The sequence below is a fragment of the Streptomyces sp. NPDC091292 genome (assembly GCF_044757265.1).
Lineage (GTDB): Bacteria > Actinomycetota > Actinomycetes > Streptomycetales > Streptomycetaceae > Streptomyces.
Window position 1 is genome coordinate 1 of sequence record NZ_JBIVUQ010000029.1, and the last position, 22,351, is coordinate 22,351.

18 protein-coding genes, 1 rRNA gene, 1 pseudogene and 1 riboswitch are annotated in these 22,351 nt (G+C 69.4%); of the genes and pseudogenes, 14 read left to right on the forward strand and 6 right to left on the reverse strand.

Features of this window, described 5'->3' with window-relative positions; all coding sequences use genetic code 11:
- The 11 genes from rrf to ACIQNU_RS39855 all read left to right on the forward strand — a co-directional run.
- A 5S ribosomal RNA gene (rrf, locus tag ACIQNU_RS39805) occupies positions 1–84 on the forward strand; the annotation flags it as partial.
- Between the two features lie 147 nt (positions 85–231).
- Positions 232–840: a CDP-alcohol phosphatidyltransferase family protein gene (locus ACIQNU_RS39810; RefSeq protein WP_401376353.1), complete on the forward strand. Its 609-nt coding sequence runs from the start codon at positions 232–234 to the stop codon at positions 838–840.
- 113 nt (positions 841–953) lie between these two features.
- Positions 954–3,449 carry a sugar phosphate nucleotidyltransferase gene (locus ACIQNU_RS39815; protein WP_401376355.1) on the forward strand — a complete coding sequence of 832 codons (2,496 nt, stop codon included), beginning with the start codon at positions 954–956 and terminating at the stop codon, positions 3,447–3,449.
- 138 nt (positions 3,450–3,587) lie between these two features.
- Positions 3,588–4,490: a DUF881 domain-containing protein gene (locus ACIQNU_RS39820; RefSeq protein WP_401376358.1), complete on the forward strand. Its 903-nt coding sequence runs from the start codon at positions 3,588–3,590 to the stop codon at positions 4,488–4,490.
- Entirely contained in the window at positions 4,487–4,819 is a 333-nt protein-coding gene (locus ACIQNU_RS39825) for a small basic family protein (RefSeq protein WP_401376359.1), read from the forward strand. The genes ACIQNU_RS39820 and ACIQNU_RS39825 overlap by 4 nt, the downstream gene beginning before the upstream one ends.
- Positions 4,820–4,824: 5 nt before the next feature.
- Positions 4,825–5,715, forward strand: coding sequence for a DUF881 domain-containing protein (locus tag ACIQNU_RS39830; protein WP_401376362.1), 891 nt, complete (start codon positions 4,825–4,827; stop codon positions 5,713–5,715).
- An 82-nt stretch (positions 5,716–5,797) separates the two neighbouring features.
- Positions 5,798–6,745 carry an FHA domain-containing protein gene (locus tag ACIQNU_RS39835; RefSeq protein WP_401376565.1) on the forward strand — a complete coding sequence of 316 codons (948 nt, stop codon included), beginning with the start codon at positions 5,798–5,800 and terminating at the stop codon, positions 6,743–6,745.
- A 15-nt stretch (positions 6,746–6,760) separates the two neighbouring features.
- A complete protein-coding gene (locus ACIQNU_RS39840) occupies positions 6,761–7,513 on the forward strand; it encodes a MerR family transcriptional regulator (protein ID WP_401376365.1) in 753 nt (250 codons plus the stop codon).
- A 98-nt stretch (positions 7,514–7,611) separates the two neighbouring features.
- Complete coding sequence (locus ACIQNU_RS39845; RefSeq protein ID WP_006123076.1) at positions 7,612–8,085, forward strand: bifunctional nuclease family protein; 474 nt, start codon at positions 7,612–7,614, stop codon at positions 8,083–8,085.
- A 184-nt stretch (positions 8,086–8,269) separates the two neighbouring features.
- Positions 8,270–8,905, forward strand: coding sequence for a MerR family transcriptional regulator (locus ACIQNU_RS39850; protein WP_401376367.1), 636 nt, complete (start codon positions 8,270–8,272; stop codon positions 8,903–8,905).
- 183 nt (positions 8,906–9,088) lie between these two features.
- On the forward strand, positions 9,089–10,822 hold the full coding sequence (locus ACIQNU_RS39855) for a DNA polymerase IV (protein WP_401376369.1): 1,734 nt from the start codon (positions 9,089–9,091) through the stop codon (positions 10,820–10,822).
- Between the two features lie 137 nt (positions 10,823–10,959).
- Here ACIQNU_RS39855 and ACIQNU_RS39860 read toward each other — a convergent pair.
- A pseudogene (locus ACIQNU_RS39860) lies at positions 10,960–11,145 on the reverse strand (PRC-barrel domain-containing protein); the annotation flags it as partial.
- 110 nt (positions 11,146–11,255) lie between these two features.
- Positions 11,256–11,351: riboswitch (glycine riboswitch) on the forward strand.
- A gap of 190 nt (positions 11,352–11,541) precedes the next feature.
- Between ACIQNU_RS39860 and gcvP the strand changes: the two are divergent.
- Positions 11,542–14,427, forward strand: coding sequence for an aminomethyl-transferring glycine dehydrogenase (gcvP, locus tag ACIQNU_RS39865; protein WP_401376372.1), 2,886 nt, complete (start codon positions 11,542–11,544; stop codon positions 14,425–14,427).
- A gap of 177 nt (positions 14,428–14,604) precedes the next feature.
- Here gcvP and ACIQNU_RS39870 read toward each other — a convergent pair whose 3' ends face one another.
- On the reverse strand, positions 14,605–14,817 hold the full coding sequence (locus tag ACIQNU_RS39870) for a DUF5999 family protein (RefSeq protein ID WP_401376567.1): 213 nt from the start codon (positions 14,815–14,817) through the stop codon (positions 14,605–14,607).
- A gap of 362 nt (positions 14,818–15,179) precedes the next feature.
- Complete coding sequence (locus tag ACIQNU_RS39875; protein ID WP_401376375.1) at positions 15,180–15,770, reverse strand: hypothetical protein; 591 nt, start codon at positions 15,768–15,770, stop codon at positions 15,180–15,182.
- 527 nt (positions 15,771–16,297) lie between these two features.
- Here ACIQNU_RS39875 and ACIQNU_RS39880 point away from each other — a divergent pair.
- On the forward strand, positions 16,298–17,818 hold the full coding sequence (locus ACIQNU_RS39880; RefSeq protein WP_401376377.1) for a glutamate-cysteine ligase family protein: 1,521 nt from the start codon (positions 16,298–16,300) through the stop codon (positions 17,816–17,818).
- Between the two features lie 49 nt (positions 17,819–17,867).
- On the opposite strand, the gene ACIQNU_RS39885 is transcribed toward ACIQNU_RS39880, so the two are convergent.
- A complete protein-coding gene (locus tag ACIQNU_RS39885; protein ID WP_401376380.1) occupies positions 17,868–19,634 on the reverse strand; it encodes a substrate-binding and VWA domain-containing protein in 1,767 nt (588 codons plus the stop codon).
- A 193-nt stretch (positions 19,635–19,827) separates the two neighbouring features.
- Between ACIQNU_RS39885 and ACIQNU_RS39890 the strand changes: the two genes are divergently transcribed.
- The gene (locus tag ACIQNU_RS39890; RefSeq protein ID WP_401376570.1) at positions 19,828–20,628 is read left to right on the forward strand and encodes a CPBP family intramembrane glutamic endopeptidase; all 801 of its coding nucleotides are present in this window, start codon (positions 19,828–19,830) and stop codon (positions 20,626–20,628) included.
- An 87-nt stretch (positions 20,629–20,715) separates the two neighbouring features.
- Here ACIQNU_RS39890 and ACIQNU_RS39895 read toward each other — a convergent pair whose 3' ends face one another.
- Both ACIQNU_RS39895 and ACIQNU_RS39900 read right to left on the reverse strand, forming a co-directional pair.
- Positions 20,716–21,576 (reverse strand): PhzF family phenazine biosynthesis protein, encoded by an 861-nt coding sequence (locus ACIQNU_RS39895; RefSeq protein WP_401376383.1) that lies wholly within the window; start codon positions 21,574–21,576, stop codon positions 20,716–20,718.
- A 123-nt stretch (positions 21,577–21,699) separates the two neighbouring features.
- Positions 21,700–22,326, reverse strand: coding sequence for a TMEM175 family protein (locus ACIQNU_RS39900; protein ID WP_401376386.1), 627 nt, complete (start codon positions 22,324–22,326; stop codon positions 21,700–21,702).
- Positions 22,327–22,351 lie beyond the last annotated feature (25 nt).

The following is a 22,351-nucleotide window of genomic DNA, read 5'->3' on the forward strand; positions in this document are numbered from 1 at the left end:
TACATTCCGAACCCGGAAGCTAAGCCTCACAGCGCCGATGGTACTGCAGGGGGGACCCTGTGGGAGAGTAGGACACCGCCGAACTACCTTTAGGGGAAAGCCCCCGCACCTCAGGTGCGGGGGCTTTCTCGTTTTTACGGGCCTTTCCCGCTGACCCCCTGCATGATCGCCCCGACGCTGGCGGTAGGGTCAGGGGGCATCGTTCGCTCATTTCCCACAGGAGGCCCCCGGGTGGAGGTCCAGGAGACCCGTGTTCAGACGGACCGGGTCCTCACCATCCCCAACATCCTCAGCATGGCGCGTCTTCTCGGCGTGCCTCTGTTCCTGTGGTTGATCCTCCGGCCCGAGTTCGGCGGTCCCAAGAGCGATGGATGGGCCCTGCTCGTCCTCGCGTTGAGCGGTATCAGCGATTACCTCGACGGAAAGCTCGCTCGGCGCTGGAATCAGATCAGCAACCTCGGCCGGCTCCTCGATCCCGCGGCGGATCGGCTCTACATTCTGTCAACACTCGTCGGACTCACCTGGCGAGAGATCCTCCCTCTCTGGTTGACGGCTGTACTGCTCGCGCGTGAGCTGGTCCTGCTGGTGATGGTGGGCATCCTCCGCCGCCACGGCTATCCGCCGCCCCAGGTGAACTTCCTCGGCAAGGCCGCCACGTTCAACCTGATGTATGCCTTCCCGCTGCTCTTGCTCAGTGACGCAAGTGGCTGGATCGGGTCACTCGCTGCTATTTTCGGATGGGCGTTCGCAGGATGGGGTACAACGCTCTACTGGTGGGCAGGGATCCTCTACGTGGTTCAGGTCCGCCGACTTGTCAGGGCGGACGCCACGGCCGATTGAGCCCGCCGATTGAGCGGTCGTAGCGGCTAGATGGCCCGCAGCTGATATGTGCGGGACAATTGGACGGGTGAAGTCGGCTAGACCGTCGTCTCTTCAAGGAGGACGCTTCCGACATGAAGGCCGTCGTGATGGCCGGAGGCGAAGGCACACGTCTTCGCCCGATGACCTCAAGCATGCCCAAGCCGCTCCTGCCCGTGGCCAATCGGCCGATCATGGAGCATGTGCTTCGGCTGCTCAAAAGGCATGGGCTCACTGAGACCGTCGTGACCGTGCAGTTCCTGGCGTCACTCGTCAAGAACTACTTCGGTGACGGCGAAGAACTCGGCATGGAGCTGACCTATGCCAACGAGGAGAAGCCACTCGGTACCGCCGGGAGTGTGAAGAACGCGGAAGAGGCCCTCAAGGACGACGCGTTCCTGGTGATCTCCGGTGACGCGCTGACCGACTTCGACCTCACTGAGCTGATCAATTTTCACAAGGAGAAGGGCGCGCTTGTCACGGTCTGCCTGACGCGCGTCCCCAATCCGCTGGAATTCGGCATCACCATCGTCGACGAAGAGGGCAAGGTAGAGCGCTTTCTGGAGAAGCCGACCTGGGGTCAGGTCTTCTCCGACACGGTGAACACGGGCATCTATGTGATGGAGCCCGAGGTCTTCGACTATGTCGAGGCCGATGTCCCGGTCGACTGGTCCGGTGATGTCTTCCCGCAGTTGATGAAGGAAGGCAAGCCCGTCTTCGGCTATATCGCCGAGGGCTACTGGGAGGACGTCGGCACCCACGAAAGCTACGTCAAGGCGCAGGCCGATGTACTCGAAGGCAAGGTCGACGTCGAAATCGACGGGTTCGAGATCTCGCCGGGCGTCTGGGTCGCCGAAGGCGCGGAAGTCCACCCCGACGCCGTTCTGCGCGGGCCCCTGTATATCGGGGACTACGCCAAGGTCGAGGCGGACGCGGAGATCCGTGAGCACACTGTCGTCGGGTCGAACGTCGTCGTGAAGACTGGTGCCTTCCTGCACAAGGCAGTCCTCCACGACAACGTCTACATCGGCCAGCACAGCAACCTCCGCGGCTGCGTGATCGGTAAGAACACCGACATCATGCGGGCCGCGCGGATCGAAGACGGCGCCATCATCGGCGACGAGTGCCTGGTCGGTGAGGAATCGATTGTTCAGGGCAATGTGCGGGTCTATCCGTTCAAGACGATCGAGGCCGGCGCGTTCGTCAACACCTCCGTCATCTGGGAGTCCCGCGGCCAGGCCCACCTGTTCGGCGCGCGCGGGGTCTCCGGGATCCTGAACGTCGAGATCACGCCGGAGCTGGCCGTACGCCTCGCCGGGGCCTATGCGACGACCCTCAAGAAGGGGGCGACCGTCACGACGGCGCGTGACCACTCCCGTGGTGCGCGTGCGCTCAAGCGGGCGGTGATCTCCGCGCTCCAGGCCAGTGCCATCGACGTACGCGACCTGGAGAACGTGCCGCTGCCCGTGGCGCGGCAGCAGACCGCGCGGGGAAGCGCCGGCGGCATCATGATCCGGACCTCTCCCGGTGTGCCCGACTCCGTCGACATCATGTTCTTCGACGGGCAGGGAGCCGACCTGTCGCAGGGCAGTCAGCGCAAGCTCGATCGCGTGTTCGCGCGTCAGGAGTACCGCAGGGCGTTCCCCGGTGAGATCGGGGACCTGCACTTCCCGTCCAGCGTCTTCGACTCGTACACCGGTTCGCTGCTGCGGAATGTCGACACCACCGGGATCGCGGATTCCGGGCTCAAGGTGGTCGTGGACGCGTCCAACGGCAGTGCCGGTCTTGTGCTGCCCAGCCTGTTGGGCAAGCTCGGCGTCGACTCGCTGACGATCAACCCCGGGCTCGACGAGTCGCGGCCCACCGAGACGGCGGAGACCCGCCGGTCCGGAATGGTGCGGCTCGGGGAGATCGTGGCCTCCGCGCGCGCCGCGTTCGGTGTGCGGTTCGACCCGGTGGGCGAGCGGCTGTCCCTGGTCGACGAGAAGGGGCGGATCATCGAGGACGACCGGGCGTTGCTCGTCATGCTCGATCTGGTGGCGGCCGAGCGGCGCAGTGGCCGGGTGGCGCTGCCGGTGACGACGACGCGGATCGCCGAACAGGTGGCCGCGTACCACGGCACACAGGTCGAATGGACGACCACATCGCCCGACGACCTCACGCGCGTGGGGCGCGACGATTCGACGATCTTCGGTGGCGACGGGCGCGGCGGGTTCATCGTGCCCGAGTTCAGCAGCGTCTTCGACGGCACCGCCGCCTTCGTACGGCTGATCGGTCTGGTGGCGCGTACGCAGCTCACGCTCAGCCAGATCGACGCGCGCATCCCGCGTGCGCATGTGCTCAAGCGTGACCTGGCGACCCCGTGGGCCGTGAAGGGGCTCGTGATGCGGCGGGTCGTGGAGGAGGCGGGCGACCGGTCCGTGGACACCACCGACGGCGTACGGGTCGTGGAGAGCGACGGGCGCTGGGTGCTGGTGCTGCCCGACCCGGCCGAGGCCGTGACCCACCTCTGGGCAGAAGGCCCCGACGACACGTCCGCGCAGGCGCTCCTGGACGAGTGGTCGGCGGTCGTGGACAGCGCCGGCCGCTGACCCGTCGTACCACCCCGGGGGCCGACCTCCCGTATTCACCCGAAAGGGATCAGTGTGCCGTGCCGGACAGCGCCTCGTGCGGGCGCTGTCCGGCACGCGGGTGGGGCCATTCGGAGGTAGCGGCGGCGACGTGCGACGATGTGCGGCATGCCGCAGCAGCCCGCCGTTCGGAGGACCCCGTCGTCGCGCCCTCGGCGCCTGGACGCCTCCATGTCGCTGCTCACCAACGTCATGGACCACAGCCTCGACGAGGGGTACGCGGAAGCGGCGGCCCGGAAGAAGGCGCAGGGGCAGGCCGGCCTGCCGCGCACGCTGCGGTCCAAGCTGGGCCTGGCCGCCGGACTGGTCCTCGCGGCCCTGGTGGTGACCGTGGGGGCCGCCCAGGCGCGTGTGGCGGCCCCGGTCGTCGCCAAGGAGCGTGAAGAGCTGATCGACCGCATCGACCGGGAGACCTCGGCGGCCGACAAGCTGGAGAAGAACGTCGACACCTTGCGCGACGACGTCGGTGCCCGGCAGCGTGAAGCGCTCCGGAGGGACGGCGGCCCCCACGCCGACCTGATGGGCATCCTCTCCGGAGCGACCGCCGTACAGGGGCCCGGAATCAAACTCACCGTGGACGACGCCAAGTCGGCCGACCAGGGCGGCGGTGGACCGCGGGAGAGCGCGGACTTCTCCGACACCGGGCGGCTGCGCGACCGGGACATGCAGCGGGTCGTCAACGGGCTCTGGCAGTCCGGCGCCGAGGCGATCTCCATCAACGGGCAGCGGCTGACCGCCCTGTCCGCGATCCGCGCCGCGGGCGACGCGATACTGGTCGACAACAGGCCCCTCGTGCCCCCGTACACGGTGCTCGCGGTGGGGGACGGGCAGCGGCTGAGCACGCGGTTCCAGAACAGTGCCGACGGCCAGTACCTGCATGCCCTCCAGGAGAACTTCGGCATCAGGACCGGGATTTCCGCTCAGGACGATCTCCAGCTGCCTGCCGCACCGAGCGTGATCGTACGAACAGCAGAGCCGAAAGCAGAGAAGGGCACATCGTGATCGCCGTACTGGGCCTCGTCGTGGGAGTCGTGGTCGGAATTTTGGTCCGGCCCGAGGTTCCCGCGGTCGTCGAGCCGTACCTTCCGATCGCCGTGGTCGCGGCGCTGGACGCCGTGTTCGGAGGGCTGCGGGCGATGCTCGACGGGATCTTCGACGACAAGGTCTTCGTGGTCTCGTTCCTGTCGAACGTCGTGGTGGCGGCCCTGATCGTTTTCCTGGGCGACGAGTTGGGCGTCGGCGCCCAGCTGTCCACCGGTGTGGTCGTCGTGCTGGGTATCCGTATCTTCTCCAACGCTGCCGCGATCCGGCGGCATGTGTTCCGGGCGTGAGGCCGATGGGTACGGACGAGACGCCCGAGCGGCATCTGCGCAGGGAACTGCCCCCTGAGGTTCCGATGGGGCCCTCCGCCGAGAACGTCGACCCCGCGCGCGTGGCGGACGTTTCCGCGCCCGGTGGCGGCGGTGACGGCGGTGGCGCGGGTGAGCAGACGGGACCTCCCGGGCTGACCGGCAGACAGCGGCTGGTGAAGGGGCTCTGGCCGCCGCGTTTCAGCCGTGCGCAGCTCATCGTGGCGCTGCTGCTCGCCGGTCTCGGTTTCGGACTCGCGATCCAGGTCGCGTCCACGAGCGACAACAGCGCGCTGCGCGGAGCACGTCAGGAAGATCTTGTACGCATCCTCGATGAACTGGATGACCGTACGCAGCGTCTAGAGGATGAGAAGCAGCGTCTGGAGGATCAGCGTACGGAACTGGAGAACAGCTCCGACCAGGCCGAGGAAGCACGCAAGCAGACGGTCGAGAGAGAGAAGCAACTCGGCATTCTGGCGGGCACCGTGGCGGCCCAGGGGCCGGGCATCACGATGGTCATCGGCGACACGAAGGGGACGGTCAAGGCGGACATGCTGCTCGATGCCATCCAGGAACTGCGCGCGGCGGGAGCCGAGGCGATTCAGGTCAACGACGTCCGGGTGGTTGCCGGGACCTACCTCACGGACGGCGACGGCGGTGGGGTGAGTGTCGACGGCCGCAAGATCGGCCAGCCGTACAGCTTCAAGGTGATCGGCAAGCCGCAGGACCTGGAGCCGGCGCTCAACATCCCGGGCGGAGTGGTGCAGACTTTGGAGAAGGAGCAGGCCACGGTCGCTGTGGAGCGCTCCGAGAAGATCATTGTTGACGCCTTGCGACCGGCGAAGCAGCCTGACTACGCTCGGTCGTCCTCCCGGTGAACCGGAGGTGCATGGGGGCTGCCCGGCGAGGGCATGAGGTTGCGGGGGGTCGGCGCACCGGAAGAGGGGTGCGTGGTGGAAACTGTCCGGAGGGTACGGACGTTGTGAAGATGTCCGGGTCGGCAGGTGTGTGCAGTCAGGGTTCGTCCTGCCCCACGGGCGGGTCTGTTTCGGTCAAGGGGAATCGCCCGTGAAGTTGTTTGCGAAGTTGTTCGGCAGGAGTTCACGCGAGGACGGCGGCAATGCCTCCGCCCGGCATCGTGCGCCGCGCCATGGAGACGGAGAGGAGCAGTCGGGCGACCGTCCGCTGTTCCGTGATCAGGTCGCTGCTCCGGGTAGCGACATTTCGGGCGGACAGGGCGCGTCCTCTGTTGACCCTGCCGCATCCGGCCGCATAGGTTTCGGGGAACCGTCAACCTCAAGTACGGGTGGAGGGTTTACCCCCGACCCGTACGCGTCCCATGCCCCCCAGGGGCAGCCGCGGCAGGAGGGTCCGTCCATGGCCTTGGTGTGTACGAGGTGCGGGAACCGAAACGCGGAAGCAAGCCGTTTCTGCTCGAACTGCGGTGCGCCGCTGCGCGCCGGAGCGCCGGAGCGACCGTCCGAGACGACGTCGACGATCTCCATCTCGGGCCTTGAGGCCTACGACGCCGAGGTCACGGGCCAGACCATGACGCCGTCGCTGTCGCCGGAGGCCCAGGCCGCCGTCGACGCGCTGCCGCTCGGTTCGGCGCTGCTCGTCGTGCGCCGGGGTCCCAACTCCGGCAGCCGCTTCCTGCTCGACGGGGAGCTGACCACGGCGGGCCGGCACCCGCAGAGCGACATCTTCCTGGACGACGTGACCGTGTCCCGGCGGCATGTGGAGTTCCGGCGCGGCCCCGACGGCTCGTTCACGGTGTCCGACGTCGGCAGCCTGAACGGCACCTATGTGAACCGAGAGCGGATCGACGCGGTCCCGCTGTCGAACGGCGACGAGGTCCAGATCGGCAAGTACCGACTGGTCTTCTACGCCAGCCAGCGGGGCATCTGACCCCCGGGAAGGTACATGCTTCACACACCGAGCGGCGGTGCGGGCCACGGCACCGCCGCCACGGACGGTCGGCTGATGAGTATCGGCACCGTGCTGAACACGCTCCGGGACGAGTTTCCCGAGGTGACGATCTCCAAGATCCGATTCCTGGAGTCCGAAGGGCTCATCGAGCCCCAGCGCACGCCCTCCGGGTACCGCAAGTTCAGCCCCGAGGACGTCGAGCGGCTCGCTCACGTCCTCCGGATGCAGCGCGACCACTATCTGCCCCTCAAGGTCATCCGGGAGTATCTGGAGGCCCTGGAGCGCGGTGAGACCGTACAGCTGCCGACGCTGGGCCGGCCGGGGCGACAGCGCGACACGGTGGACGGGCAGCTTCTGGGCGCCCCCGACGCGCCGACCGTCGCGCGCGTGGGCCGCGACGAGCTGCTGGCCGCCGCCGGAATCGACGAGGCGGAACTCGCCGAATGGGAGTCGTACGGCCTGCTCACCCCTTTGCCGGAGGGTGGGTATGACGCGGAGGCCGTCACCGTGGCCACGCTCGTCGTGGAACTGGGCAGGTCCGGCATCGAACCGCGACACCTGCGCGCGATGAAGGCGTCGGCGGAGCGTGAGGCCGGCCTCGTGGACCAGGTCGTGGCACCGCTGCGGCGCCACCGCAACCCGCAGACCAGGGCACACGCTCAGGCCCGCACCAAGGAGCTGGCCGAGCTGACCGTACGGCTGCACTCGGCTCTCGTGCAGACCGCGCTCGGCGTACGACTGCCCTGATCACACGGTGCGGGGACCCCGCAGGGGCGCCGGTTCCGTTGCCCGCCCATGGGGTGCCCGACTACCCAAAGGTGCCGGGCACGGCCTAGGGTTGCTGTGTGAACGAGCTCGACGTCGTAGGTGTCCGGGTCGAAATGCCCTCCAACCAACCGATCGTGCTCCTGCGAGAAGTGGGAGGCGACCGTTACCTCCCCATCTGGATCGGGCCGGGGGAGGCGACTGCGATCGCCTTCGCACAGCAGGGCATGGCCCCCGCGCGACCGCTGACCCACGACCTGTTCAAGGACGTGCTGGAGGCCGTCGGTCAGGAGCTGACCGAAGTGCGCATCACCGATCTGCGGGAAGGCGTTTTCTACGCCGAGCTGGTGTTCGCGAGCGGGGTCGAGGTGAGCGCACGCCCCTCCGACGCCATAGCGCTGGCCCTGCGGACCGGAACGCCGATCTACGGTAGTGACGGGGTGCTCGACGACGCCGGTATCGCCATCCCGGACGAGCAGGAGGACGAGGTCGAGAAGTTCCGCGAGTTCCTCGACCAGATCTCGCCCGAGGACTTCGGCACCAACAGCCAGTGAGAGTCAGCAGCCGGTGAGAAACTGGACGGCGGCCCTCAGGCCATTCGGCTAGCCTTTCCCCGCGGTGGGATACGGGAAACCACTCGTAGGGTGATTATCACTCGGCGTGGCGAGTGTGGCGATCGTTGACGCACCCCGAGTGACTGCCTACCTTCGAGAAGGCAGGTCAAGGACGGAGGTCGGCGTGAGAAGCAGCGGCGACGGTACGGCTGGGGGTGCCCCCGGACTGGGTTCGGGGGAGGGCGGCCCGTACGCGCTCCACGGCAGTCAGGCCGGTCGAGTTCCGACCCGGCCGTCGGCTGTGACGTCGGACGGTGTCACGCCGTCCGAACAGGTCGGCTACCGCGGCCCCACAGCCTGCGCGGCAGCGGGGATCACTTACCGCCAGCTCGACTACTGGGCCCGTACCGGCCTTGTCGAGCCGAGCGTGCGGGCCGCGTACGGGTCGGGGACGCAGCGTCTCTACAGCTTCCGGGACGTGGTCGTCCTCAAGGTCGTGAAGCGATTCCTGGACACCGGTGTCTCGCTCCAGAACATCCGGACCACGGTCCGGCATCTGCGGGAGCGCGGCTTCACCGACCTGGAGCGCATGACGCTGATGAGCGATGGCGCGACGGTCTACGAGTGCACCTCGCCCGACGAGGTCCACGACCTGCTCCAGGGCGGTCAGGGCGTCTTCGGCATCGCCGTGGGTGTGGTGTGGCGGGACGTCGAGAGCGCGCTGTCGCAGCTGCACGGCGAGCGGGTCGACACCGGCGAGACGCTGGTCGGACACAACCCGGCGGACGAGCTGGCGCGGCGGCGTCACCGCGCGGTCTGAGGGATCCACCGGGCCCCGGGCAGGATGATCGGCCGGGGGCCCGCGAAGGTGGGCCGAGCAGGGTGGGCCGGAGCAGGGGCGCGCCCCGGCAGGGGTGGGCCGGAGCGGTCGGGAAGGGCGTTGATGCCCTGGTCGTGGCGCTTCGCCGGGGCATTGTCAGTGGCGTAGGGCAGCATCGGACATGTGAGAAGCGAGCCCACCATCCTGCATCTGGACATGGATGCCTTCTACGCCTCGGCGGAGCAGGCGGCCAAGCCCAGCCTGCGCGGGAAAGCGGTGGTGGTGGGCGGCCTCGGGCCGCGCGGTGTGGTGGCCACCGCGTCGTACGAGGCACGGCGCTTCGGGGTGCACTCCGCGATGCCCATGGGCCAGGCCCGCAGACTCGCGCCGAACGCCGCGTATCTCGTCCCCCGCTTCGCCTTCTACCGTGAGATCAGCGAGCGCGTGATGGGGCTGCTGAGGGAGCTGTCGCCGCTGGTGGAGCCGCTGAGCCTCGACGAGGCGTTCGTCGATCTGGAGGCCGGTGGAACGGCCTGGGACGCGGTATCCGCGCAGACCACGGGGGAGCGGCTGCGCGCGGACATCAGGGCGGCGACCGGACTGACCGGATCCGTGGGGCTCGCCGCGTCCAAGATGCTCGCGAAGATCGCCTCGGAGGAGGCCAAACCCGACGGTCTGGTGCTGATAGAGCCCGGCACCGAGCGCGCCCTGCTGGCCCCCATGCCCGTACGCACCCTCCCCGGCGTCGGCCCCGCCACCGGGGACCATCTGCGGCGCGCCGGGATCACCACCGTCGGGGAGATGGCCGAAGCGGGCGAGGACGAACTCGTACGGCTGCTCGGCAAGGCGCACGGGACCGCGCTGTACGCGATGGCGCACGCACGGGACGAGCGGCCGGTCGTCGCCGAGCGGGAGACGAAATCGGTGTCCGTCGAGGACACCTACGACGTGGACATCCACGACCGGGTCCGGGTCCGTCTGGAGGTGCAGCGGCTCGCCGACCGGTGCGTACAGCGGCTGAGAGCCGCCGGGCACTCCGGGCGGACGGTCGTGCTCAAGGTCCGCAGATACGACTTCTCGACGCTCACCCGGTCCGAGACGCTGCGCGGGCCCACCGACGATCCCGCGGTGGTCAGGGAGGCGGCAGGGCGGCTCCTGGAGTCCGTGGACACCACGGGAGGCGTACGGCTGCTCGGGGTCGGGGTCACCGGGCTCGCGGACTACACGCAGGAGGATTTGTTCGCGCAGGCTGCCGTGTCCGCCTCGCCGGCCGCGTCGTCCCTGGCCGCGTCGTCCCTGGCCGCGTCATCCGTGGCATCGGAATCGTCCGTGGCGTCGGAATCGGTCGGGGAGCATCCGTCCGGCCATGACGGGGGTGAGCCGGCTGAGGAGATGGACGGTGACGTGGTGGGGCACCCGCCGGGCGGTGGCGCGCCCCACGCGTCCGATTCCGAACCCGGTGCCGAGCCCAGGGCCGAGCGGCGGTGGGCTGCCGGGCACGATGTGCTGCATGCCGTCCATGGGCGGGGATGGGTCCAGGGCAGTGGGGTGGGGAGGGTGACGGTCCGGTTCGAGACGCCGGACTCGGCACCCGGGCGGGTACGGACCTTTCGGACCGATGACCCGGAGCTGGAGCCCGCGGATCCGGTTTCAGTGGTGTCGGCGGTGGAGGAGGGGTCTTCGGAACGGGTGCCTCCGACGGCGGAACTGGTACCTCCGGAATCGCAGCGAGTACCTGTGGAATCCGCACCCGCACCGCCCCCGTCACCTCAGCGGGCCCCCGTGCCGCCTTCCGGAGGCTCGTCCCCGGAGCCGGACGCTGACCCAGGCCCGGAGCCGGACCCCGATCCCGCGATATGCCCGAAGTCCCGGTCGGGCGGCGGTGGGGATCCGGGGGCCGAGATGTCCAGGCCGTAGTGGTGGTAAAGCTGGAGTTCCTGTTCGGGGGAGAGGTGCCGGCCGACACCGAAATCCGGGGCGTCCTTGATCAGGGCCCGGTCGAAGGGGACGCGCAGAGCGCCCTCCACCAGCTCGCTCGGCTCCAGTGGCACAAAGGCGTCCCGGCTGAAAAGCCCTGTCCTTATGGCCGCCCACTCCGGGACGCCGGTCGCGTCGTCGAGGTAGACCTCGTCGATCGTGCCGATCTTCGTGCCGGTGCGGTCGAACGCCTTGCGGCCGATCAGGTTGCGCGGATCGATGTCGGTCTGCACGGGCCCTCCAACTGGTCGCAACTCCGCCATGGGCAAACTCCGCCACAAGCATTCGTCACCACTACGAAAGAGCACATTGGGGCAGGCGGCCACTCGAAGACTCGTGCGGGGTCCTCGCTGGTAGGCTGGCAGACGGCTGTTGACCCTGTGCGGGAGAGCTTCCCGGTAGTGACCGGGAGCGCCGAAGGAGCAAATCCTCCCCGGAATCTCTCAGGCCCCAGTACCGCACGGGTGAGGTCACTCTGGAAAGCAGGGCGGGAGCCGACAGCCCCCGACCTCACCGACGGTGAAAGCCGGAGCGCCCCCGGGCGAGCCGGTGAAGCTCTCAGGTTGAGATGACAGAGGGGGAGGCCGTCCGGGCACCGCTGCCGTGGTGCCCCACGAAGGTCGCGTGAGAGCAGCGCGTGAGACCAGGAGGCCCCCGCCATGACCGCCCACCGCATTCCGCTTTCCCGACTCGAACAGGGCATTCCGTTCGAACGGCGCCACATCGGGCCCGACGCCGAGGCCTGCGCCAAGATGCTCGCTCAGGTCGGGTACGGCTCGCTGGACGAACTGACGGCGACCGCGGTACCGGAAGTGATCAAAAGCGCCGAGGCGCTGGACCTGCCCGGCGCCCGTACCGAGGCAGAGGTCCTCGCCGAGCTGCGCGGTCTGGCGGACCGTAACGACGTCCTGGGCTCCATGATCGGCCTGGGCTACTACGGCACGTTCACGCCGCCGGTCGTGCTGCGCAACGTCATGGAGAACCCTGCCTGGTACACCGCGTACACGCCGTACCAGCCGGAGATCTCGCAGGGCCGCCTCGAAGCGCTGCTGAACTTCCAGACCATGGTCGCCGAGCTGACCGGACTGCCGACCTCCGGCGCCTCGCTCCTCGACGAGGGCACGGCCGCCGCCGAGGCGATGGCGCTGTCCCGGCGGATGGGCAAGGTCAAGAACGGTGTCTTCCTGGTCGACGCCGACACCCTGCCGCAGACCGTCGCCGTCATCCGTACCCGCGCCGAACCGACCGGGGTCGAGGTCGTCGTCGACGACCTGTCGTCCGGGATCCCCACCGCGCACGCCGAGCGCGGCGTCGTCGGCGTCCTGCTCCAGTACCCGGGTGCCTCCGGAGCCGTACGCGATCTGCGGACCGTCATCGAGCAGGCCCATGAACTCGGTGCGATCGTCACCGTCGCCGCCGATCTGCTCGCGCTCACCCTGCTGACCTCGCCCGGCGAACTGGGCGCCGACATCGCCGTGGGCACCACGCAGCGGTTCGGTGTCCCGATGGGTTTCGGCGGGCCGCACGCCGGATACATGGCGGTCCGCGAGTCGTTCGCCCGTAGCCTGCCCGGCCGGCTCGTCGGAGTCTCGGTCGACCGGGACGGGAACCAGGCGTACCGGCTCGCGCTCCAGACCCGTGAGCAGCACATCCGCCGCGAGAAGGCCACCAGCAACATCTGCACCGCTCAGGTGCTGCTCGCCGTGATGGCCGGAATGTACGCCGTCTACCACGGCCCCGACGGTCTGCGGACGATCGCCCGCCGCACCCACCGCTACGCCACGCTCCTCGCCGAGGGGCTCAAGGCCGCCGGTGTCGAGATCGTGCACGCCGCCTACTTCGACACACTGACCGCGCGGGTGCCCGGAGAGGCCGCGCGGATCGTCGCCGCCGCGCGCGAGGACGGCGTCAACCTCCGGCTCGTGGACGCCGACCACATCGGCATCGCCTGCGACGAGACCACCACCAGGGCCCAACTGGGCGCCGTCTGGACCGCGTTCGGCGCCGAGGCCGACATCGACGCGCTCGACGCGACCGCCGCCGACGCCGTTCCGGACGCGCTGCTGCGCACCGACGACTACCTGACGCACCCCGTCTTCCACCAGTACCACTCGGAGACGGCGATGCTGCGTTATCTGCGTCGGCTCGCCGACCGGGACTACGCGCTGGACCGCGGCATGATCCCGCTGGGCTCCTGCACCATGAAGCTCAACGCGACCACCGAGATGGAGCCGGTCACCTGGCCCGAGTTCGGTCAGCTGCACCCCTTCGCGCCCGCCGAGCAGGCGCAGGGCTATCTCACGCTCATCCGTGAGCTGGAGGAGCGGCTCGCCGAGGTCACCGGGTACGACAAGGTGTCCCTCCAGCCCAACGCCGGTTCGCAGGGCGAACTCGCGGGGCTGCTCGCCGTACGCGGCTACCACCGCGCCAACGGCGACGACCGGCGCACGGTCTGCCTGATCCCGTCGTCCGCGCACGGAACCAACGCCGCGAGCGCCGTCATGGCAGGGATGAAGGTCGTCGTCGTGAAGACCGCCGACGACGGTGAGATCGACGTGGACGACCTGCGCGCCAAGATCGAGAGGCACCGCGACGAACTCGCCGTCCTGATGATCACCTACCCGTCCACGCACGGGGTGTTCGAGGAGCACGTCGCCGACATCTGCGCCGCCGTGCACGACGCGGGCGGTCAGGTCTACGTCGACGGCGCCAACCTCAACGCCCTGGTGGGCCTTGCCAAGCCGGGCCACTTCGGCGGCGACGTCTCGCACCTCAACCTGCACAAGACGTTCTGCATCCCGCATGGCGGCGGCGGCCCCGGTGTCGGTCCCGTCGGTGTCCGCGCCCACCTCGCCCCGTATCTGCCGAACCACCCGCTCCAGCCGGCCGCCGGACCCGAGACCGGCGTGGGGCCGATCTCGGCCGCTCCCTGGGGCTCGGCGGGGATTCTGCCGATCTCGTGGGCGTACGTGCGGCTCATGGGCGGTGAGGGGCTGAAGCGGGCCACCCAGGTCGCCGTGCTGTCCGCGAACTACGTCGCCAAGCGGCTCGAACCGCACTACCCGGTGCTCTACACCGGTCCCGGCGGTCTCGTCGCGCACGAGTGCATCATCGATCTGCGCCCGCTGACCAAGGCGACCGGAGTCAGCGTCGACGATGTCGCCAAGCGGCTCATCGACTACGGCTTCCACGCGCCGACGATGTCGTTCCCGGTGGCCGGCACGCTGATGATCGAGCCGACCGAGAGCGAGGACCTGGCCGAACTGGACCGGTTCTGCGACGCGATGATCGCGATCCGCGCGGAGATCGAGAAGGTCGGTTCCGGCGCCTGGCCCGCCGAGGACAACCCCCTGCGGAACGCGCCGCACACCGCGCGCGCCCTGTCCGGTGGTTGGGAGCACGCCTACGCGCGCGAGGAGGCCGTTTTCCCGGCGGGAGTGTCGCCCGCCGACAAGTACTGGCCGCCGGTCCGCCGTATCGACCAGGCGTACGGCGACCGGAACCTCGTGTGCTCCTGCCCGCCGCTGGACGCCTACGAGGACTGAGCTTCGAGCGCTGAGCTACGAGCACTGAGCTACGAGGACTGAGCGTGGCTCGCGCGCGGGGCGTCGTCCCGCGCGCGGGGACATGCGTCGGGGCCGGTCCGGGTGTGTGTTCCGGAGCGGCCCCTGCTCGTCGTTGTGCGTGTCTGCGTGCCTGCGTGCGCGTGCCCGGTGGGGCCGCTAGGCGGCCGTCATGATCTCGCCGGTGCCCAGCCCCAGCGGGCGGTGCGGGGCGATGACCTGGCCGTTCGGCAGCAGCTCACCCGTGTCCTCGAAGATCAGGACGCCGTTGCACAGGAGGCTCCAGCCCTGTTCGGGGTGGTGCGCGACGTGGAGCGCGGCCTCACGGTCGGCGGAATCTGCTGACGGGCACAGTGGCTGGTGCTGGCACATGGAAGGGTTCTTTCGCTGCGGATTGATGTGTGTCCTGCGGCTCGATGCGTTGGTCATGGCCGCCCCCCGTATCTTCGGTCCGGTCCCAGTGTTGCCCTACGGGCGTGATTCCGCAGGGATTTCGTGGCAGCGGTTCTTACTGCCTAGAGACGTATCACCCGTGCGGACGGTTCAGCCAACCGCACTGTCTCTTCGGGGGGTTCGCCGTGGCCGAACCGGGCTAGTCATCGTGGGGCGTCGGGGTCGGCGTACGCGAACGAGCACGGTCCCGGCACTCGTACAGGCAAGAGCCCGGCCCCGGCACAGTGTGCCAGGAGCCGGGCTCGGGCGGGCGGTTCCCCGTCGGGCCGTGCTGTTCCCTGTCAGGCGGGGGAACTCAGGAGCGGTGCCGGGGCCGGGGTCAGGCGGAGGCCGAGGACGGGGAGCAGTTCGGCGACGTGGTGCGGGCGGTGGGCCGCGATGCCGGGCGGTGCGGGGGCCAGCGGGACCAGCAGATCGGTGGGCGCGGGGCGTCCTTCGGCGCCGTCGGCCGCGCAGTCGCCGTGCAGCCACAGCGTCAGCATGTACAGCTCGGGCACCGACAACAGGCGTGCCTGGTAGGACGACTTGAGGGTCTCCGCCTGGCCGAGTGCCTTCTCCGTGGAGGCGATGTAGGGGCCCTCGAAGAAGTGCGAGAACACCCAGCCGTCCGGGGTGAGCGCGGTGTCGGCCGCCGCGACGGACTGGCCCCCGTGGCGGATCAGGAAGCGCCAGCCCGCGAGCCGCGTGGGCGACGGGCCGCCGGACGCCAGATGGTCCAGGACGTGTACGGGCAGCGGTACTTCGGCGGTGACGGGTCCCTGGGCGGACCGCAGGGACGGGGTTCGGGCCTCACGGACAGCCGTGGGGGAACCGAGTGCCGCGAGGACGCTGCGCAGGGCAGGCGCGGGAGCAGGGGGGACATGCAGCGGCATGGTGGGTCGCCTCTCATCCACAGGCAGGCGGAAACAGGCAGGCGGAACACGGGGCAAGTGCGGACGACGCTGTCAGCTCTCGGGACCGGGGAGGGGCGGGGGCATGACGGGGGACAAGACGGTCATGACCGCGGGCACGAACTCCCGACCTCGTGAGCGAAGTTTATACGACAGGTGTTCACACAGTGTTTCCGCTAGCCCTCCGCGATATGATGAGCAAGGCGAATTTCGGTCGCCGAAATGAGGGATTTCCGCCGATTTTCTGCGGGCCCGACGCCGTGACCTCGGGCGATTTCCTGCGGCGGACGGCTGATTCTCGTCGGCATATTTCACCAGGGTGTCATCGGTGAAACCGTACGGCGGTCCGTGCAGTGGTCATTGCCCGGTGAATGTGCCTGGTGTGACCGCCCCCACAGTAGCGCCCCCGATGGCCGGTGCGGGCGTTATCGATCACATTGCCTGGGCATCATCCCCGGGTGACACAGCGGCCGGGATGCCGGGCTGCCCATTCGAGGAGGGACGCTTCGATGGGGGAGAAGGTCGTGGCAGGCGCGTTCGACCTGTCCGATCGGCACCAGTACCGCAGGAAGCTCCGGCAGTGTCTGTCGGGGCTCGGGAGGCTGTTGGAGGAGGAGCGCTTCGATCGGCCCAAGAACCTGATGGGTCTGGAGATCGAACTGAATCTCGCCGGGCCCGACGGCCTGCCGAGAATGATGAATGCGCAAGTGCTTGAGCGTATCGCGAGCCAGGATTTCCAGACCGAACTCGCGATGTTCAATCTCGAAGTGAATATCGCCCCGCACCGGCTGGGCGGCAGGGTTCTCGACCGGCTCGCGGAGGAGCTGCGCACCGGACTCGCGTACGCCCACCGGAAAGCGAACGAGGTCGACGCGGGAATCGTGATGATCGGCATTCTGCCGACGCTCGCCCAGCGCGATCTGGTCTCGGCGAATCTCTCGGCGGTCGACCGGTACACCCTGCTCAACGACCAGATCGTCGCCGCGCGGGGCGAGGACTTCGCGCTCGAAATAGACGGTGTCGAGCGGCTGAGCTGCACCTCCGCGTCCATCGCGCCCGAGGCCGCCTGCACCTCCGTACAACTGCATCTCCAGGTGACGCCGGCCCGGTTCGCGGATGTGTGGAACGCCGCGCAGGCGGTGGCGGCCGTCCAGGTGGCCCTCGGTGCCAACTCGCCGTTCCTGTTCGGGCATGAGCTGTGGCGCGAATCGCGTCCGCCGCTCTTCCAGCAGTCCACCGACACCCGCCCGCCCGAACTCCAGGCACAGGGCGTACGGCCCCGCACCTGGTTCGGCGAGCGCTGGATCGATTCCGCACACGATCTGTTCGAGGAGAATCTGCGCTTCTTCCCGCCGCTGCTGCCCATCTGCGACGAGGAGGACCCGACGGCCGTGCTCGACGAGGGCGGGGTGCCGACCCTCGCCGAACTCGTCCTGCACAACGGCACCGTCTACCGCTGGAACCGCCCGGTCTACGGCATCGCGGACGGCGTACCGCATCTGCGGGTCGAGAACCGGGTGCTGCCCGCCGGGCCCACCGTCACCGACGTCGTCGCCAACGCCGCCTTCTACTACGGCGTCGTGCGCGCCCTCGCCGAGGACTCCCGGCCCGTCTGGAGCCGGCTGCCCTTCGAGGCGGCGGCGGCGAACTTCGACGCCGCGTGCCGCTACGGCATCGACGCCGAGCTGGAGTGGCCGCGGCGGGTACGGCACGGCGGCACCGCGAAAGTGCCGGTGGTCCAGCTCGTACGCGACGAGCTGCTGCCGCTGGCCGCCGCCGGGCTTGACGCGTGGGGTGTCGAGCCGGCCGACCGGGACTTCTATCTCGGGGTGATCGAGGAGCGGTGCGCGCTGCGGATGAACGGCGCCGCGTGGCAGGCCGCCACCTTCCACCGGGCGCTCGACAGCGGCCTGGAGCGGGGTGCGGCGCTCGCCGCCACCACGCGTCGGTACGCGGAGCTGATGCACGCCGGGGACCCGGTGCACATGTGGCCGGTGGGGCTGCCGCAGCCCGCGATGCCCTTGGGGTGACCTGGCGTCCGTCATGGGCGCCCGGGGCCGGCCCGGTGTCGGCCCGGCGTCAGCCCTGGGTGCCCGCCGCGACGATCGCCTTCAGGATGACCGAGTGGATGTCCGCCGGGTCGCTGACCTGGTGTCCCGATCCACCGGTCGCCTCGGCGATCTGCTGGACCTCCTTCTTGTCCGACTCGGGTCCGACGGCGATGGCGATGAGAGGTACCGGGCGCTCGGGGTCGGCGAGTTCGGTGAGCTTCTTGATCAGCGAGGAGCGGGAGATGCTGCCCGGGTCCTGGTTGACGCCGTCCGTGAGCACCACCAGGGCGTTGAACTTGCCGTTCACGAAGGACGAGACGGCCTTCTTGTACGCGGCCAGCGTCGTGTCGTAGAGACCGGTCGCCCCGCCCGGCACGGGCTGGAGCGCGCCGAACGCCGCCGACAGCCGCTCGCGCTGCGTACCGCCGCCCTCGCGGTCGCCGAGCCGTGCCGTCGGCACCAGCTCGCGGTAGTCGCGGTCGCCGTCGAGCAGGGTCGAGAACTCCCAGAGCCCGATCTCGTCGTTGGACGTGAACGTCGCGAGCGCCTGGAGCAGGGACGCCTTGGTGACCTCCATACGGGACTGGCCGCGGTCCGGCACCAGTTCGGTCATCGACGCCGAGGCGTCCACGACGGTCGTGATGCGGGCGCTCTGGACGGTGATCGTCCACATCCCGAGGGTCTCCTGCACCGCACGGTCCGGCACATGCTCGGCCGCCGGGTTCTCGTACGGTTGAGGCGACCGGCCGCCCGCGCCCGTGACCAGCGCCTTCGACGGGGTGTCCGCCTTGGTGCGGAAACCGTGGCGCTCCAGGATGCGCAGCCCGTCGTCCTCGCCGAGCAGGGTCATGAAGCGGACCGCGGCGCGGGACGTGTCGGTCGTCAGCCGTGACTCGTCGACCAGCGTGAACGGGTAGTCGAGCTGCGGCGAACCGTCCTTCGGGTAGAAGAGGTCCAGGTCGTCGGTGGTGTCCGCGGAATCGTTGTGGGCGTACGACGCCTGCTCGGAGAGGATCAGCGCCTGATTGCGGCGCGGATTGCCCTCCTCGGTGCCGGACGCGTCACGGGCGAGGGTGTCCAGGACTTGGGTGTCGCTGTCCGACGTCCGCTCGGAGAGCGCCTTCGCCATCGCGGCGGCCTGCGTGTCGCCCTCCGAGCCCGACTTCTTCGTGGACGCCCCGAGTTTGGTCAGGGCGAGCAGCCCGGTGGCGCTGCGCGAGGGGTCGGCCGTACCGAGCCGCAGCCTGTCGCCGGTCATGGCCGCGCCCGCCAACTCCGCCCAGGAGTACGTCTTGTCGGGCCACCCGAGCGACTTCGCGGCCGAGGGCACCATGGCGACGCCGACCGGCGACGAGGCGATGTTCCCCGCCGACGTCACCGGTGTGCCCTTGCCCTCGGCCGTGACCTGCCGTACCCACAGGTCCGAGTCGGGGACCCAGACGTCGAAGCCGGGGGCGCTGCGGCCCGCCCGCAGCGAGTCCGCGATCTTGTACGGGTCCCGTGCCGTGATCCGCACGTCCAGACAGTGGCCGTCCGACGTGATCTCCTTGTCGCGGGCGTGGCCGGCCGCGGCGCGCAGGGCGGGAGCGATGTCGGGGGAGGCCGCGACGGTGACGGGAACGGCTTGGGAGCGGCACGAACCGCTGGAGAGGAGACCGGTGCGGACGGCGGTGGCGACACCCGCGGCGGCGATGAGCACCAGCACCGAGGCGATGACGGCCGTGCGGCGACGGGCACGTGGACGTGGCTCGATTACGTCCGTTTCCGATCCATCGGGCAAGCTGTGACGTCCCATGGCGGTGGTGCCCCTCCGTGATCAGCTCTTGAGCGGTACGCAGGGGAGCTTGAGCGGTACGCAGGGGAGTGGGGAGGTATGTCCATCGGTGTCCGCCTCTCCCGGCCTGCCGCACACGATCTTCGTACCTGCATTCGAGACCCTAGCGGGGCGAGGATGTGTGTGAGGCGTGAATAGTCAACTGGAGGCAGGAGTGCAGGCGGAGGAGGGGCCGGTGGCCGAATCCTTTCCGAGTAGGCCGCTGACGCGAAGGATTCTGCGGAACGAGACACTGCTCGTTCTGGCGCTTTCGCTCGGTGCGAGCGGAGTGTCCGCGCTGATCAGCTTTGTCGGATCGGTCACCAAACCGGGGGGTCTGAAGGACCAGGCGGCCACACTCAACGCGTCGGCGGCGCCGGGCCGGCCATGGCTCGACCTCGCATGGCAACTGTTCGGCATCGCGAGCGCGCTCGTCCCGGTGGCCCTGGTGGCGCATCTGCTGATGCGTGAGGGCGCCGGGATGCGGACGATCGGCTTCGACCGGACCAGACCGTGGCCGGACCTCGGCCGCGGTACCGTGCTCGCGGCGGTGATCGGCAGCACCGGGATCGCGTTCTATCTCGCGGTCCGCGCCCTCGGGTTCAACCTCACCGTGGTGCCCGAGGCGCTGCCCGACGTGTGGTGGAAGTACCCGGTACTGATCCTCTCGGCGTTGCAGAACTCCGTCCTGGAGGAGGTCATCGTCGTCGGCTATCTGCTGCGCAGACTCGACCAGTTGGGCTGGACACCGGGCACCGCGCTGGTCGCCAGCTCGGTGCTGCGCGGCTCGTACCACCTCTACCAGGGCATCGGCGGCTTCTTCGGCAATGTCGCGATGGGCGTGGTCTTCGTCTACCTCTACCGCCGCTGGGGCCGCGTGGGCCCGCTCGTCGTCGCCCACGCGCTGCTCGACATCGGGGCGTTCGTGGGGTACGCGCTGCTCGCGGGGAAGGTGGGGTGGCTGCCGACGGCGTGAGGCCCGGGTCCTTGAGCGCTGGGCGCCGGCCAGTCCGGGGGTCGCGCTTGAGGAACCCTTCAGGCCGTCGCCGGCAACCGTAGAGCCCTACGCCAGCAGCTCGCCCTCGATGACGGTGACCGCGTGGCCCGTGAGCAGGGTGCGGTCGCCGCGCAGCCGGGTACGGACGAGGCCGGTGCGGGCGGAGGTCTGGAGTCCGGTCAGCGCGGGCCTGTCGAGGCGGTGCGACCAGAAGGGCGCCAGGGCCGTGTGCGCGCTGCCCGTCACAGGGTCCTCGTCGATACCGACGCGCGGGAAGAAACCGCGCGACACGAAGTCGTAGCCGCCGGACGGATCGTCCGCGAGTGCCGTCGCGATGATGCCGCGCTCGGAGTGCCGTACCAGTGCCCTGATATCGGGTGCGAGCCCCCGTACCGTCTGCTCGTCCGCCAGCTCGACCAGCAGATCGCCGAGGTGCGGGCCCGTGTCGTGCGCCGACAGGGGCACGGCTCCCAGGGCTTCGGCCACGCCTTCCGGTACGCCGACCTCCGTGAGCGGTGCGGTCGGGAAGTCCAGCGTGATGGTGCCGTCGTCGTGCGCCTCTGCCACGAGGACGCCGCTGCGGGTGGCGAACCGGACCGGGCCGGTCGCCGCCCCCGTCGACCGCAGCACATGCGCGGTGGCGAGGGTGGCGTGACCGCACAGGTCGACCTCGGTGACGGGCGTGAACCAGCGCAGCGCCCAGTCGGCTTCGGAGCCCGGCGGGAGGGGGTGGGCGAAGGCGGTCTCGGCGTGGTTGACCTCGGCCGCCACCCGCTGGAGCCAGGTGTCGTCGGGGAACGATCCGTTGGCGACCGGGAGTTGAGTACCTGGGGCGGTCGGGCTCTCGGGGGTGTCGAGGAGCAGGACACCCGCCGGGTTGCCGGCGAACGGGCGGTCGGTGAAGGCGTCGACGATTCGGATCCGCATGGTCCGACGGTAGGGGGGTGGTGGATCGGTGGGCCAAGGCCAATCCGGGCTGGTTGGACCCTTTTGGATCGGGGGCTTTGGGCGGGGCAACTCTGGAGTGGGCGGGCCAGGGGTGTCACGGGGTCAGGGGTTCTTCGAAGGTCTTCTGCGGTTTTGCCAAGAGGTGAGGGCGAATTTGAGGGGGACCATGCTGAGCCAGGTCCACATGGCGCCGCTGGGGGAGGCGAAGGCGATCGGGATGGTGGCGCCGAAGACCAGGATCGTGGTGGTCAGGTCTCCGACGGTGTGACGCGCGGCGTGTGCGTCGACGGGGCGGGCCAGGTGGGGGCGGCGCCAGATCGAGACGAACAGGGCGAGGTGGAGCAGATCGACGAGGGCAACCGTGGCCGCGTAGACGGCGACCGACAGGGGCTCCGACGCGTACTCGGACAGCATCGACGTCGGGAACGGGACCAGGGCGATGGCTCCCAGGCCGGCCAGGGCGAGCCGCATCGACAGGGTGTCGACGCGCTGGGCGATCTGCAGGATGCGGCGGTGGTCGCGCCAGAAGATCGCCAGAATGGCGAAGCTCAGGGCGTACGCGCCGATGTTGGGCAGCAGTTTGTGCACGGCGTCGCGGAAGTCGGCCGAGTTCAGACCCGTGGGCAGCCGGATGTCGAGCACCAGCAGGGTCATGGCGATGGCGAAGATGCCGTCGGACAGGGCGATCAGCCGTTCGGGGCTCTTCTCGTCCGTGCTGCCGTTGCTCATCTGGCACAGCGTGATCGGTCCCCGC